This window comes from Dermacoccus sp. Tok2021, from assembly GCF_019895135.1.
In the GTDB taxonomy this organism is placed as follows: domain Bacteria; phylum Actinomycetota; class Actinomycetes; order Actinomycetales; family Dermatophilaceae; genus Dermacoccus; species Dermacoccus abyssi.
The window spans coordinates 194783-209071 of record NZ_JAGTHU010000001.1; the positions used below are offsets into that span (position 1 = coordinate 194783).

General features: G+C 68.6%; 13 protein-coding genes. 10 read left to right on the forward strand and 3 right to left on the reverse strand.

Features of this window, described 5'->3' with window-relative positions; genetic code table 11:
- Positions 1 to 15 precede the first annotated feature (15 nt).
- Positions 16 to 2364 (forward strand): bifunctional (p)ppGpp synthetase/guanosine-3',5'-bis(diphosphate) 3'-pyrophosphohydrolase, encoded by a 2349-nt coding sequence (locus K9D12_RS00895; protein WP_223059236.1) that lies wholly within the window; start codon positions 16 to 18, stop codon positions 2362 to 2364.
- A gap of 32 nt (positions 2365 to 2396) precedes the next feature.
- Here K9D12_RS00895 and K9D12_RS00900 read toward each other — a convergent pair whose 3' ends face one another.
- The 3 genes from K9D12_RS00900 to K9D12_RS00910 form a co-directional block, all read right to left on the reverse strand.
- Positions 2397 to 2903 carry a GNAT family N-acetyltransferase gene (locus K9D12_RS00900; RefSeq protein WP_129663672.1) on the reverse strand — a complete coding sequence of 169 codons (507 nt, stop codon included), beginning with the start codon at positions 2901 to 2903 and terminating at the stop codon, positions 2397 to 2399.
- 139 nt (positions 2904 to 3042) lie between these two features.
- Positions 3043 to 4380: a M18 family aminopeptidase gene (locus K9D12_RS00905; protein ID WP_129663670.1), complete on the reverse strand. Its 1338-nt coding sequence runs from the start codon at positions 4378 to 4380 to the stop codon at positions 3043 to 3045.
- Between the two features lie 13 nt (positions 4381 to 4393).
- Positions 4394 to 5806 carry a DUF349 domain-containing protein gene (locus K9D12_RS00910; protein ID WP_225910756.1) on the reverse strand — a complete coding sequence of 471 codons (1413 nt, stop codon included), beginning with the start codon at positions 5804 to 5806 and terminating at the stop codon, positions 4394 to 4396.
- A 164-nt stretch (positions 5807 to 5970) separates the two neighbouring features.
- Here K9D12_RS00910 and K9D12_RS00915 point away from each other — a divergent pair, with 164 nt between their 5' ends.
- From K9D12_RS00915 to cmk, 9 genes are all read left to right on the forward strand, one after another.
- Positions 5971 to 6678 carry an MBL fold metallo-hydrolase gene (locus K9D12_RS00915; protein ID WP_047311577.1) on the forward strand — a complete coding sequence of 236 codons (708 nt, stop codon included), beginning with the start codon at positions 5971 to 5973 and terminating at the stop codon, positions 6676 to 6678.
- A complete protein-coding gene (gene hisS, locus K9D12_RS00920) occupies positions 6675 to 8021 on the forward strand; it encodes a histidine--tRNA ligase (protein ID WP_129663668.1) in 1347 nt (448 codons plus the stop codon). Before K9D12_RS00915 ends, hisS begins: the two co-directional genes overlap by 4 nt.
- 17 nt (positions 8022 to 8038) lie before the next feature.
- Positions 8039 to 8968: a site-specific tyrosine recombinase XerD gene (gene xerD / locus K9D12_RS00925; protein WP_129663667.1), complete on the forward strand. Its 930-nt coding sequence runs from the start codon at positions 8039 to 8041 to the stop codon at positions 8966 to 8968.
- Positions 8969 to 9116: 148 nt separating this feature from the next.
- The gene (locus tag K9D12_RS00930; RefSeq protein ID WP_223059237.1) at positions 9117 to 9980 is read left to right on the forward strand and encodes a ParA family protein; all 864 of its coding nucleotides are present in this window, start codon (positions 9117 to 9119) and stop codon (positions 9978 to 9980) included.
- Positions 9981 to 9991: 11 nt separating this feature from the next.
- A complete protein-coding gene (locus K9D12_RS00935) occupies positions 9992 to 10903 on the forward strand; it encodes a ScpA family protein (RefSeq protein ID WP_165357866.1) in 912 nt (303 codons plus the stop codon).
- Between the two features lies 1 nt (position 10904).
- Positions 10905 to 11525, forward strand: coding sequence for an SMC-Scp complex subunit ScpB (scpB, locus tag K9D12_RS00940; RefSeq protein WP_129663869.1), 621 nt, complete (start codon positions 10905 to 10907; stop codon positions 11523 to 11525).
- Positions 11522 to 12436 (forward strand): pseudouridine synthase, encoded by a 915-nt coding sequence (locus tag K9D12_RS00945; RefSeq protein WP_047311583.1) that lies wholly within the window; start codon positions 11522 to 11524, stop codon positions 12434 to 12436. The genes scpB and K9D12_RS00945 overlap by 4 nt, the downstream gene beginning before the upstream one ends.
- A complete protein-coding gene (locus tag K9D12_RS00950) occupies positions 12433 to 13560 on the forward strand; it encodes a prephenate dehydrogenase (RefSeq protein ID WP_129663661.1) in 1128 nt (375 codons plus the stop codon). The genes K9D12_RS00945 and K9D12_RS00950 overlap by 4 nt, the downstream gene beginning before the upstream one ends.
- Positions 13561 to 13569: 9 nt before the next feature.
- Positions 13570 to 14265: a (d)CMP kinase gene (gene cmk / locus K9D12_RS00955; protein WP_129663659.1), complete on the forward strand. Its 696-nt coding sequence runs from the start codon at positions 13570 to 13572 to the stop codon at positions 14263 to 14265.
- Positions 14266 to 14289: the final 24 nt, after the last annotated feature.

A 14289-nucleotide genomic window follows, 5' to 3' on the forward strand; every position in this document is an offset into this window, starting at 1 on the left:
CACTACTATCGGCCCATGGTTGAGCAGTCCGGTTCGAGTTCGTCGTCGCGAGTGCGCCAGAGGCTGGTGCGCTTCGGCGGTCCGCGCCCGAGCAACAACCGCGTTCTGGAACCGCTGCTTCGCACCGTTCGCGAGACCCACCCCAAGGCCGACACCGCGCTGATCGTGCGGGCGTACGAGGTCGCGGAGCGCTGCCACCGTCACCAGGTGTGCAAGAGCGGCGACCCGTACATCACGCACCCGCTCGCCGTCGCGACGATCCTTGCCGAACTCGGCATGACGCCGCCGACGCTGGCCGCCGCGCTGCTGCACGACACCGTCGAGGACACGGACTACTCCCTCGACCAGCTGACGAAGGATTTCGGCCCCGAGATCGCCCGCCTCGTCGACGGCGTGACGAAGCTCGACAAGGTCACCTACGGCGACGCTGCGCAGGCCGAAACGGTGCGCAAGATGGTCGTCGCGATGGCGCAGGACATCCGGGTGCTCGTCATCAAGCTCGCCGACCGTCTGCACAACGCGCGCACGTGGCGTTACGTCTCGCAAGCCTCGGCCCAGCGCAAAGCCACCGAGACGCTCGAGATCTACGCTCCGCTGGCTCACCGCCTCGGGATGAACACGATCAAGTGGGAGCTCGAGGATCTGTCGTTCTCGACGCTGTACCCGCAGATCTACGACGAGATCGTGCGTCTCGTGGCCGATCGTTCGCCGGCTCGCGAGTCCTACCTGCGCACCGTGAAGGAGCAGGTCGCGAGCGATCTGCGCGCGGCGCGCATCAAGGGTGAGGTCACCGGACGCCCGAAGCACTACTACTCCGTGTACCAGAAGATGATCGTGCGGGGGCGCGACTTCGAGGACATCTACGACCTCGTCGCCGTGCGCGTGCTCGTCGAGTCGGTACGTGACTGTTACGCAGTGCTCGGCACCCTGCACACGCGATGGACGCCCATTCAGGGGCGGTTCAAGGACTACATCGCGATGCCGAAGTTCAACATGTACCAGTCGTTGCACACGACGGTCGTGGGCCCCGGCGGCAAGCCGGTGGAGATCCAGATCCGTACGTACGACATGCACCGTCGCGCGGAGTACGGTGTCGCCGCGCACTGGAAGTACAAGGACGACGCGAAGCGTGGCGTCGAGAACGCCGGCCCGGCTGCGTCGCCCGCTGCCGGCACGAACGACATGGCCTGGCTGCGACAGCTGCTCGAGTGGCAGCGCGACACGGAGGATCCGGGGGAGTTCCTCGAGTCGCTGCGCTTCGAGGTCGGCAGCCGCGAGCTGTACGTCTTCACACCCAAGGGCGGCATCATCGCGCTGCCGGCGGGTTCGACGCCCGTCGACTTCGCGTACGCCGTGCACACCGAGGTGGGGCACCACTGCATCGGTGCCCGGGTGAACGGACGACTCGCCACGCTGGAGACGACCCTCGCCACGGGTGACGTCGTCGAGGTGCTCACGTCCAAGGCAGATGGCGCGGGTCCGAGCCGCGACTGGCTCGGCTTCGTCAAGTCGCCGCGAGCCAAGAGCAAGATCAAGCAGTGGTTCAGCAAGGAGCGCCGCGAGGAGGCCATCGAGAAGGGCAAGGACGCCCTCGCGAAGACGCTGCGCAAGCAGGGTCTGCCGCTGCAGCGGCTCATGTCGCACGACAGCCTGACGGACGTCGCCACGCGCCTCAACCACGCCGACATCGACGCGCTCTACGCCGCGATCGGTGACGGGCACATCTCCACCGAGGCGGTCGTGCGCTCGCTCGTCTCGGCGCTCGGTGGGGAAGAGGCGACCACCGAGGACATGGCGGAGGCGGCGACGCCGCGCACCGGCCGTCCGCGGATGAAGGCCGACCCGGGTGTCACCGTCGTCGGCACTGACGACGTGTGGGTGAAGCTCGCGCGCTGCTGCATGCCTGTGCCGGGCGACGACATCGTCGGCTTCGTGACGACGGGTCGCGGCGTGTCGGTACACCGCAGCGACTGCACGAACATCGACGACCTCAAGCGTCAACCGGAGCGCCTCATCAAGGTGGCCTGGGCGCCGGGACAGGCGAGCGTCTTCCTCGTCCAGTTGCAGGTGGAGGCGCTCGACCGCAACGGTCTGCTCTCGGACATCACACGCGCCCTGAGCGACCAGCACGTCAACATCCTGTCGGCGGCCCTCACGACGGCGAGCAACCGCGTCGCCGTCAGCAAGTTCACGTTCGAGATGGGCGATGCGAGCCACCTCGACCACGTCATGCGTGCCGTCCGGCGCGTCAGCGGCGTCTTCGACGTCTACCGACTGACGGGCACGGGAGCGAAGGCCAAGGACCAGCCGGGGGAGCCGGGCGACAGTGCCGACGAGACCGGGGTAGCGACACAGAAGAACTGACCCGTTCGACCTGGGCGCGCAGAGAGCTTCAGTCAACCTCGCGTTGGTTCGGGAGTCGTGCCCTTCCACAGGGTCTCGCCGTCGATCGTGATGTCGGTCGGCTCCATCGCAAGCCGCTGCGCGATCCGCTGTGACGCCGTGTGGTCGGGATGGATGTGAGCGATCACGTCGGTGATGCCTCGTTCTCGAAGCTGCTCCATGAGGAGCGAGGCTGCGCGGTGGCCGTAACCGTTTCCCTGCCAGGGGACTCCGATCACCCAGGCGATCTCTGTGGGCCCGGTGTCGACAGGGATGGTGGCCTGAACGAAGCCCACTGGCCGCTCGCCGCTGTCAGTCCGGGCGAAGACGAGTTCGTTGATCCAGATCTCGAGGCCGGCGGGGGAGCCACCTCGGGTTTGAACCGCGTAGCGGCGTTCCAGTTCGCCCGTCGTTGGGGGATGACCGCCCGTGAACCGATAGAGCTCGGGATCCGACAGCACCTCGGACATGTCGGCTGCGTCGCTGACCTGGAGCGGACGAAGTGCGAGGTGCTCAAACATCGTCCCAGTTGATGCCGGTGCGCCAATTCGACGCAACCGAATTACGCCCGCTCAATGACTGATGAACAAAGTGCAGGTTGTTCGTGAAATATCACGCACAACCTGCACTTTCCTCGTCAGTCGAGCAGCAGCCCGCGTCTCACGCACCTCGTGGGGCGAGGAAGGCCGCGAGCGCGGCCGCGTACATCGCCTGGTCGGCCGCACCGACGAGTTCACGGATGGAGTGCATCGAGAGCGTGGGGGCGCCGAAATCGACCGTCGTCGCACCGGAGAGGGCCGCCGTCATCGGGCCGACCGTCGAGCCGCACGGCAGGTCCGAGCGCACGACGAACTCCTGCATGGGCACGCCCGCCTGACGGCACGCGGCGGCGAAGTGCGCCGCCCCGACGGCGTCCGTCGCGTAGCGCAGGTTCGTGTTCACCTTGAGCACCGGGCCGCCGTTCATCGCGATGTGGTGCGCCGGCTCGTGACGGTCTGCGTAGTTGGGGTGCGTGGCGTGCGCCATGTCGCCCGAGGCGATGACGGTGCGCGCGAGGGAACGGTGCAGGGCGTCGCGTGACCCGCCGAGCGACGAGACGATGCGCTCGAGAACGGTGGGCAGGTACGCCGAGAACGCGCCCCGCTCCGACATCGAGCCGATTTCTTCGTGGTCGAACAGCACGATGAGGGGGATGACGGGCTCGTCCGCCGGGTTCTCCACCGCGTCGAGGAGCGCCATCGTCGCTGCGAAGCTCGTGGCAAGGTTGTCCATACGGGCGCCGGCGACGAACTCGTGGTGCAGCCCCGTGCGGGCCGGAGCCTGCGTGTCGTGCGTCATCGCGTCCCACGCGAGGACGTCGAGGGGCTCGACGCCGACCTGGTCGGCGAGCCACTCGGCGAACGTCGGCACCTGCGAGAGCGCCCAGTGCGGCTCCATGTGGGCCTGCTTGTTGAGCGTCAGCCCGTCGTTCGTGGAACGGTCGAGGTGGATGGCGAGCTGGGAGACGCGCAGCAGCGGCTCGTCGCACTGGAACAGGCGCGTGCCGACCGAACCGTCGACCTGGCGAACGGAGACGCGCCCCGAAAGGCCGAGGTCGCGATCGAGCCACGAGTTGAGCAGTAGGCCGCCGTAGGGCTCGACACCGAGCATCTGCCATCCGGCGCGCTCGTGATCGGGGCGCGGCTTGATGCGCAGGTTGGGGGAGTCGGTGTGCGCACCGACGATGCGGAAGCCGGGCACCCCCTCCGCCGAAGCCTTCGTGAAGGCGCCTTCACCCACCTGCTCGCTCGACCACGCGACGAGCGAACCGCCCCGCGTCGTGACGTAGCGCCCTGGCGCCGTGGGCCACACGTCGACCTCGTCGAGACGGACGAAGCCCGCCTCCTCGAGCAGACGTACCGTGGACTCGACCGCGTGGAACGGCGAAGGGCTGGTGCTCAGGTAAGCGACCAGCCCTTCGGCGGCCGAATCCGTCGTGAACCGACCGGATCCGAACATCAGATCACACCTCTCAGCCGTCGAGCTCGCTGGCGGTGGAACGCACCTGGTCGAGCCAGGACTGCTTCGCGTTCAGCTCCTGACGCAGCTTGTTGGCCTTGTTGGAGTTGCCCGACGCCTCGGCGGCGTCGACGTCGGCCTGCAGGTCGGCGATGGCCGACTCCAACTGCGCGACCATCGAGTTGGCGCGGGCGCTCACCTCGGGGTCGGACTTCTTCCACTGCGCCTGCTCGGCGTCACGCACGGCGTTCTCGATGCGGCGCATGCCCTTCTCGAGCCGGTCCATGTCCTTGCGCGGCACCTTGCCCGCGGCGTCCCACTTCTCCTGGAGCGCGCGCAGCTGCGCCTTGGCGGCGCCGAGTTCCTTGACCGGCAGGATCTTCTGACCCTCGGCCAGCAGCTCCTCCTTGACCTTGGCGTTCGCCTCGAACTCCTTGTTCTCCTCGGCGACGACCTCGTCCTTGGCCGCGAAGAACGCGTCCTGCGCGGCCTTGAAGCGCTGCCACAGCGCGTCGTCGTCGGCGCGCGACGCGCGGCCGGCGGCACGCCAATCACCCATGAGGCGCTTGAACGCGGACGCCGTCGAACCCCAGTCGGTGGAGTTCTGGAGCTTCTCGGCTTCGGCGACGAGGCGCTCCTTCTCCTTCTTCGCCGCACCGTGCTGTTCGTCGAGCTTGCTGAAGTGCGCGCGGCGCGTCTTGTCGAAGCCGTTGCGGGCCGCGGAGAAGCGCTGCCAGAGCGTCGACTCGACGTCACGGTCGAGGCGCGCGCCGCCCTTCTGGTGGGCCTTCCACTCGTCGAGGAGCTCACGCATGCGGGTGGTGGACTTCTTCCACTGCACCTTCTCCGGGTCCTGCGCGGCGATCTGCTCGGCCTCGGCGACGAGAGCCTCACGCTGCTCGAGCGCCTCGGCCTTCGCGGCGGCACGCTGCTCGCCCTCGACCTGCGCCTTGACGCGCAGCGCCGTCGAGATGTCCTCGACGAGGCCGTCGAGCGCCGGCAGGTCACCGACGACGTTCGCCTCGCCGACCTGCTTGCGCAGGTTCTTCAGCGACTCGGTGGCGTCGTGGGCCGAAACGTCAGTCTGCGTGACGCGCTGCAGGAGCAGGGCTGCGCTGGCGTGCAGTTCGTCGTACTTGCGCGCGAAGTAGGCGAGCGCCTCGTCCTCACTCTTGCCGGGGTAGGAACCGACAGCCTTCTCACCGTCCGGGGTCTTGACGTAGACCGTGCCGTCCTCGCCGACACGGCCGAACGAGGCCGCGTTGGACGTGGACTCGGCAACGGGGGCGATGGGCGCTGCAGGAGCGGCAGCGGGCGTCCCGGACGCTTCGGCGGCGGCCGGAACCGCGGTGGGCTTCGGCATTGCGCTCGGCTTGATGGAACCGGGCGTCGGGGTGGGAGTGGTGGAGTCCTCGGACACGTTCATGCCTTTTTCTCGACGTAGCCGGGGAATCGGTCATGCGTCACCCCGGCAGCAACCCGATCAGTCTAGGTGGGATGCGGCCAATGTCACGCCCGGACGGGCAACACACTTCACGGTACTGAGGTACGCGCGAAAGCCGAGTGGCCGCGGCCAGTAGGCTTGGGCGGGTGCTGACCGTTTCCTTCCCTGCTGCCGCGATGGGCACGAACTGCTACGTCGTCGCGCGTGAGCGCGGCTCCGAGTGTGTGGTCGTCGACCCGGGCATCGGCGTCACCGACCAGCTCGAGCACGTGCTCGCCGAACTCGACCTCAAGCCGACCGCGGTACTGCTCACGCACGGCCATCTCGACCACACCTTCTCCGTGACGCCGGTGTGCGGCGGCACGATCGCGGCGCACATCCACGAGGACGACCGCTACCGCCTCGTCGATCCGTACGCCCAGCTCGGCCCGCAGCTTCGCGGCATGCTCGAGCAGTCGTTCGGCAAGGCCGCCACGTGGCAGGAGCCCGAGAAGGTCGTCTCGATCCACGAGGGCGCCCCGCTTGAGCTCGCCGGCCTGACGTTCGGCGTCACCCATGCGCCGGGGCACACGGAGGGTTCGGTCATGTTCACGATCGACGACGTTCCCCAGGGGCTCGACGACGCCACGGCGGCGTCGGTGACGAGCACCGTCGTCACCGGTGACGTCCTGTTCGCCGGCTCGATCGGCCGCACCGACCTCATCGGCGGCAGCGCCGAAGCCATGCAGCGCAGCCTGCGCGACAAGGTGCTTCCGCTGCCCGATTCCTCCCTCGTTCTTCCCGGGCACGGCCCGGCTACCACGATCGCGCGTGAGCGCGCCACCAACCCGTATCTCCAAGGACTCACCTCATGAGCAAGGTCACGCCGATCTCCGGCTTCCTCGAATGGCTTCCCGCACAGCGTTACGCCGAGCAGATGGTGCTCGACGTCATCGCTGAGGTCTTCGAGCTCCACGGCTTCGAGCCGATCAACACGCGGGCCGTGGAGCCCGTCGAGCGTCTGGTCGGCAAGGGCGGTGATGCGGACAAGGAGATCTACGCCGTCTCCCGCCTGGCTGCCGACGAGAGCGACGCGAAGGAGGCCGGACTCGGCCTGCACTTCGACCTCACGGTGCCCTTCGCCCGGTACGTGCTCGAGAACTCCGGCAAGCTGACGTTCCCGTTCCGCCGCTACCAGATCCAGCCGGTCTGGCGCGGCGAGCGCCCGCAGGCGGGGCGCTACCGCGAGTTCGTTCAGGCCGACATCGACATCGTCGACGCGGGGGAGTTGCCCTTCCACTACGAGGTCGAGCTCCCGCTCGTCATCGCCGACGTGTTCAAGCGCCTGCCCATCGGTGACTTCCGCATCCAGGTGAACAACCGCAAGATCCCCGAGGGCTTCTACCGCGGCCTCGGCATCGACGACATCACCGGCACGCTGCGCATCGTCGACAAGCTCGACAAGATCGGACCGGCGAAGGTCAAGGAACTGCTCGTCGCCGAAGGCGTCAGCGACGAGAACGCCGACAAGGTGCTCGCCCTCGCCGCGATCTCGACGAGCGACTCCAGCTTCGTCGAGAAGGTGCGCGCTCTCGGCGTCGAGCACGAGATTCTCGACGAGGGGCTGGCGCAGCTCAAGGCCGTCATCGACACCGCGGCCGAGCACGCGCCCGGTCTGCTCGTCGCGGAACTCAAGATCGCGCGCGGTCTCGACTACTACACCGGCACGGTCTACGAAACGCAGCTCGTCGGTGACGAGGCGTACGGCTCGATCTGCTCCGGTGGCCGCTACGACGCGCTCGCCAGCGACGGCAAGAAGACCTACCCGGGTGTGGGCCTCTCGATCGGTGTTTCACGCCTGCTCGCGAAGCTCATCGGTGAGCGGGGCCTCGCCGCCACGCGCCCGACGCCCACCGCGGTGCTCGTCGCCGTGACGGACGAGGCATCGCGTGACGAGAGCATGCGCGTGGCGGCCGCACTGCGCGCTCGTGGCATCCCGACGCTCGTCTCGCCGAAGGCAGCCAAGTTCGGCAAACAGATCCAGTTCGCCGACCGTCGCGGCATCCCCTTCGTGTGGTTCCTCGGCGGCGAGAGCGACGGCGTTCCCAACGCCGATCAGGTGAAGGATCTGCGCTCCGGCGACCAGAGCGACGCCGATCGCCACACGTGGACGCTCCCGGCCGAGGACGCGCAGCCGACGCTGCACCTGCCCGGCTGAGGAACGAACGAGGCGACATGAACGAGGCGCCCGCCGCGCTGCGTGACGCCGCGACGGCGTGGCTGCACCACCTCCAGGTCGAGCGGGGCGTCTCGGCGAACACACTGGCCGCGTATCGCCGGGACGTCGCCCGTTACCTCGCCTTCCTCGCCGCCGACGGTGTGAACTCGCCCGAGGGCATCGAGGAGAAGCACGTCGAGGCCTTCCTTCGTCACCTGCGTGAGGGGGATGCGGAGCACAAGCCGCTGGCTGCGAGTTCGGCTGCCCGCACCCTCGTGGCCGTGCGCGGCTTCCACACCTTCACGTCGCTGGAGACGGGCAGCGACGACGCGGCGGCCGACGTCGCACCACCCACGCCGGCGCGCAAGCTGCCGAAGGCCATTCCCGTCAGCGACGTCGAGCGGCTTCTTGAGGCCACGGGGGGAGAGGGCCACCCCGGCGGTCTGCGTGATCGTGCCCTGCTTGAAGTTCTCTACGGTGTGGGCGCGCGCGTCAGCGAACTCGTCGGCCTCGACGTCGACGACGTGGACCTCACGACGAAGTCGGTGCGCCTGTTCGGAAAGGGCAGCAAGGAACGCATCGTCCCGCTCGGCTCGTACGCGGCTGATGCCCTCACCGCGTACCTCACCCGCGAGCGGCCGAGCTTCGCCCAGAAGGGCAAGGGAACGCCGGCCGTGTTCCTCAACCAGCGCGGTTCGCGGCTCACGCGCCAGAGCGTGTTCGATGTCATTCGTCGCAGCGCCGAGACCGCCGGGCTCACGGGGGAGATATCGCCGCACACCCTGCGTCACTCGTTCGCCACGCATCTGCTCGAGGGCGGCGCCGACGTCCGGGTCGTGCAGGAACTGCTCGGGCATGCGTCGGTCACGACAACGCAGATCTACACCATGGTCTCGGTGCAACAGCTGCGCGAGACCTTCGCCGCGGCGCACCCGCGAGCCCGCTGATCCGCCGCTCGTTTGGGCATGGCGCGAGGCCGCGCGCTAGTCTTGAGGGGATTGGCGAGATGCCAAACGTTCAACTATCACTGGAGGCTTGCGAGTGACGTCCGACGGCACGCCCAAGGCGGCGAATCCTCAAGGTCAACTTGACCGTTTGCCCGGAATCGACGCGACGGGGCAGTGGGGACCGACCGGGCGACCCCTGCCCGGCTTCCCGACGCCTCCGATGCTCGACTCGCACGGCCCGGCGCGCATCATCTCGATGTGTAACCAGAAGGGTGGCGTGGGCAAGACGACCTCGACCATCAACCTCGGCGCGGCTCTGTCCGAGTACGGCCGCAAGGTGCTGCTCGTCGACTTCGACCCGCAGGGTGCGCTGTCGGTCGGCCTCGGCGTGCGCTCGCACGATCTCGATGTGACGATCTACAACCTTCTCGTCGAGAAGGACCACGACATTCACGACGTCATCCAGCACACCCAGATGGCGGGCCTCGACGTTCTGCCCGCCAACATCGACCTGTCGGCCGCCGAGGTCCAGCTCGTCGGCGAGGTGGCCCGCGAGATGGTTCTCGCTCGCGTGCTGCGGGGCGTCGAGGACGAGTACGACGTCATCCTCATCGACTGCCAGCCGTCGCTCGGCCTGCTCACGGTCAACGCGCTCACGGCGTCGCACGGCGTCGTCATTCCGCTCGAGGCCGAGTTCTTCGCCATGCGCGGTGTGGCCCTGCTCGTGGAGACGATCGAGAAGGTTCAGGACCGCCTCAACCCGCGCCTCGAGATCGACGGCATCCTGGCCACGATGTACGACGGACGCACGCTCCACAGCCGCGACGTCGTGCGCTCGGTCGTCGACCACTTCGGTGACAAGGTCTTCCACACCGTCATCTCGCGCACCGTGAAGTTCCCCGACGCGACGCTCGCCGCGGAGCCGATCACGCAGTACGCCTCGAACCACGGTGCGGCCGAGTCCTACCGTCAGCTGGCGCGTGAGCTCATCTCGCGCGGCGGCGCACCCTGACCGAGACGCCGGTGAGCGACGAGGCGCCGACCGCGTCGGCACCTGAGGCGCAGGAGACGCAGGAGACACCCGGCGGAGTTCTCACGAGGCGGGCCGCGACGACGCCGTTCCACGTCCACCTCGGTGAGGTGTTCGACGGCCCGTTCGACCTCCTGCTCGGCCTCATCTCAAAGCACCGTCTCGACGTCACGGAGATCTCGCTCTCGCAGGTCACCGACGAGTTCATCGCGCACATTCGTCGTGCGCGCGCCGCGAGCGACGAGTGGGATCTGTCCGAGGCGAGCGAGTTCCTCCTCGTCGCAGCGACCCTGCTCGAGATCAAGGCCGCGCGGCTCGTGCCGAGCCTCACCGCCGACGAGGACGACTTCGAACTCATCGAGGCCCGCGATCTGCTCTTCGCCCGGCTGCTGCAGTACCGGGCGTTCAAGGACATGGCGACGTTCCTCGACGAGCGGATGCAGACCCACGGCCGCCTCGTCGCGCGCCAGGCCGGACTCGAGGAGCGCTTCGCGGGGCTCCTGCCCGAACTCGTCATGACGGCGACGCCGGAGCAACTCGCCGTCGTCGCGGCGCGGGCACTGACGCCGAAGGTGCCGCCGACTGTGGCGGTGGATCACCTCCACGCCGTGCAGGTGAGCGTGCGCGAGCAGGCCACGATCGTCACGTCGAAACTGCGACGCAGTGAGCAGCTGACGTTCGCGCAGCTCGTCGCCGACGCGGACAACACGCTCGTCGTCGTGGCGCGCTTCCTCGCGGTGCTCGAACTGTTCAAGGAATCCGCCGTGACGTTCGAGCAGGAGGCCCATCTCGAGCCGCTCAGCGTGCGCTGGAGCGCGGACCCCGACGCGCGCATCGTCGTCTCGGACGAGTTCGACGGTGAGCCCTGGGACAATGAAGGAGTGAACGGAGGTGGAGATGACTGAGATGCCGCAGGAGCAGCCCGACCGGGCGGCACCGCGCGACGGTGACGAACCCCTTGTCGTGCACCACCTTCCGGGCGGCCTGCGCTCGACGTTGGAAGCCGTTCTCATGGTCGTCGACGAGCCCGTCTCGGTGCCCGATCTCGCGTCCGCGTTCGGTGTGGGCGAGAGCGAGATCCGCGCCAACCTCGAAGGCCTGGAGGTCGAGTACCGCGCCCAGCAGCGCGGCTTCACCCTGCGTGAGGTCGACGGCTCGTGGAGGATGTACTCCCGCCCGGTCTACGCCGACGCCGTCGAGAAGTTCCTTCTCGGCAACCAGCAGGCGAAGCTCACACAGGCTGCCCTGGAGACCCTCGCCGTCATCGCGTATCGCCAGCCGATCTCGCGTTCGCGCGTGGGCGCGATCCGCGGTGTCAACGTCGACGGCGTCACGCGCACGCTCGTCACGCGCGGCCTCATCACCGAGGTCGGCTCCGACGCCGAGGGCGGCGCCACGCTCTACGGCACCACCCCGTACTTCCTGCAGCGTCTCGGCATCGGCTCGCTCGACGAGCTCCCGCCGCTGGCGCCCTACCTGCCGGACGCTGCGATCATCGACGAACTAGTGGAACAAGGACACGGATGAACAACAAGAAGCCCCGCCCCGGTGCGCGCGACAAGCGCAGCACCCGCGTCAACCGCGGCTCCGGCGGCAAGGTCAGCCGCTACGAGGCCGACGTGCTCGGCATCGGCACGACGAAGGACGGCCAGCCGGTCGCTCCGCCGCGCGAGCGTCAGCCCAAGAAGGCTGCGCAGCGCGACGTGCACGTCGACGAGGGAACGCGCCTGCAGAAGGTGCTCGCGCAGGCCGGCGTCGGCTCGCGCCGTCACTGCGAGAACCTCATCGCCGAAGGGCGCGTCGAGGTCGACGGTCAGATCGTGAGCGAGCTCGGCACGCGTGTCGACCCCGAGACCTCGGTCATCCACGTCGACGGTGCGCGCATCCAGCTCGACGACACGCTCGTCTACATCGCGTTCAACAAGCCCACCGGCGTCGTTTCCACGATGGAGGACGACATGGGTCGCCCGTCCGTGGGGGAGTACCTCGAAGGACGCACCGAGCGCCTCTTCCACGTCGGACGCCTCGACCAGGACACCGAGGGCCTTCTCCTGCTGACGAACGACGGCGATCTCGCCAATCGTCTGCAGCACCCGCGCTACGGCGTGGAGAAGGTCTACCTCGCCACGATCCAGGGTCCGGTGCCGCGCGACCTGGGCAAGCGCCTGCGTGAAGGCATCGAACTGGAGGACGGGCCGGTCAAGGTCGACTCGTTCAAGGTCGTCGACAGCCAGCCGGGTATGGCGCTCGTCGAGGTCGTCATTCACGAGGGCCGCAACCACATCGTGCGCCGCATGCTCGAGGCCGTCGGCCACCCGGTCATCGCGCTCGCCCGCCCGCAGGTCGGCCCCGTCAAGGTCGGCGACCTTCGCCCGGGCAAGATGCGCCCGCTCAACAAGCGCGAGGTCGCGGCGCTGTACAAGACCGCCGGGCTGTGAGCGTTCCGCAGCGTGTACGCGTCGTCGGCGCCGGGCTGCTCGGTACGTCGATCGCGCTCGCGCTGCGGGTGCGGGGTGTCGACGTCACGCTGACCGACACCTCGCCGGTTTCCGCGGCTCTGGCCGCCGACATGGGCGGCGGTCGTCTCGCGTCGGATGACGATGCAGCGCCCGATGTCGTCGTGGTCGCGGCCCCACCGGACGTCACGGCCGATGTCATTACGGCCGAACTCGAACGCTGGCCGGAAGCCACGGTCACCGACGTCGCGAGCGTGAAGAACGCCGTCGTCGTCGCGGTGCGAGAGCTCGCCGGCGCCGACGCCGCTGCCCGTTACGTTCCTGGGCACCCGATGGCGGGACGTGAGCGAAGCGGCGCCGTCGCCGCGCGCAGCGACCTCTTCGAGGGCCGCACCTGGGTCGTGTGCCCCGACGGTGCCGAGGCGGAGCGGGTGCGTGATGTCATCTCGCTCGCGGAGTCCGTCGGCGCGCGCGTAGTGACGATGGCGCCCGAGGAGCACGACACCGCCGTCGCGGCCGTCTCACACGTGCCGCAGCTGGCCGCCAGCCTCGTCGCGGCGCAACTGCGCGAGCTGTCGGAACCCGCTGTCGGGCTGAGCGGCCAGGGCGTCCGTGACGTCACACGCATCGCCGCGAGCGACCCGCTCCTTTGGACGCAGATCCTCGCGGGTAACGCGCGCGCCGTGCGCCCCGTCGTGGACCGCTTCATCGAGGAACTCACCGCAGTGCGCGATGCATTGCGTGCCGTCGAGCAGCCAAACTCGCCTGCGGCGGGTGACGGCCTCGGGCCGGGCCCCCGCGCTGTGATCGCAGGCACGATCGCGGCGGGCCAGGACGGGCAGGCGCGCATTCCCGGCAAGCACGGCACGCCGCCGACGACCTACGCGACCGTTGCCGTCGTCGTCCCTGACGAGCCTGGCGCTCTCGGGCGACTCTTCGTCGTCGTCGGGGAGAGCGGCGTCAGCGTCGAGGACCTGCGCCTCGAGCACGACGCCTCGGTCGCCGCAGGTCTGCTGGAGATCGACGTGCTGCCGGTCCGGGCCGAGGTGCTGCGCGAGGCCCTGGCGGCCAAGGGCTGGTCGGTTCATGTGCTCGAGACGCACTAGAATCCCCGCATGACGAGTACGAGCAGCGGTTTCCGGGTCGCCATCGATGGGCCCTCGGGCTCCGGCAAGTCGAGCGTGAGCAAGAAGGTCGCAGCGCACCTGGGCATCGGTTATCTCGACACGGGCGCCATGTACCGGGCCCTCACGTGGTACTGCCTCGACGCGGGCATCGACCTCGACGACACCGAGGCCGTCGCCGACGCCGTCGCCGCGATGCCACTCGAGATGGGTACCGATCCGAAGGCTCCCAGCATCTCCATGGGCGGAAACCCCATCGATTCCGACATCCGCACCACGCGCATCGCCGAGGTGGTCTCCAAGGTCGCGACGAACCTCGCGGTGCGCCCCAAGCTGCAGCAGCGTCAGCGCGAGCTCATGGCGCAGATCGCCGCCGACCAAGGGGGAGTGGTGGCCGAGGGCCGCGACATCACCACGGTCGTCGCGCCGGACGCGGAGGTGCGAATCCTCATGGTGGCGAGCGAGGAGGCCCGCCTGGCTCGTCGCTCCAAGGAGGTTCACGGTGGTGCCGACGAGTCGATGCTCGCCGCGACGCGCGCCCAGATCGTCGACCGCGACAAGGCCGACTCGACCGTTTCCCAGTTCATGACCGCCGCTGACGGTGTCGTCACACTCGACACGAGCGAACTGACGTTCCAGCAGTCCGTCGAAGCTGTGCTGACCCTCGTCGAGCGTGCAACCGCCTGAGCGTCTGCGCAGCGCTGCGCAACA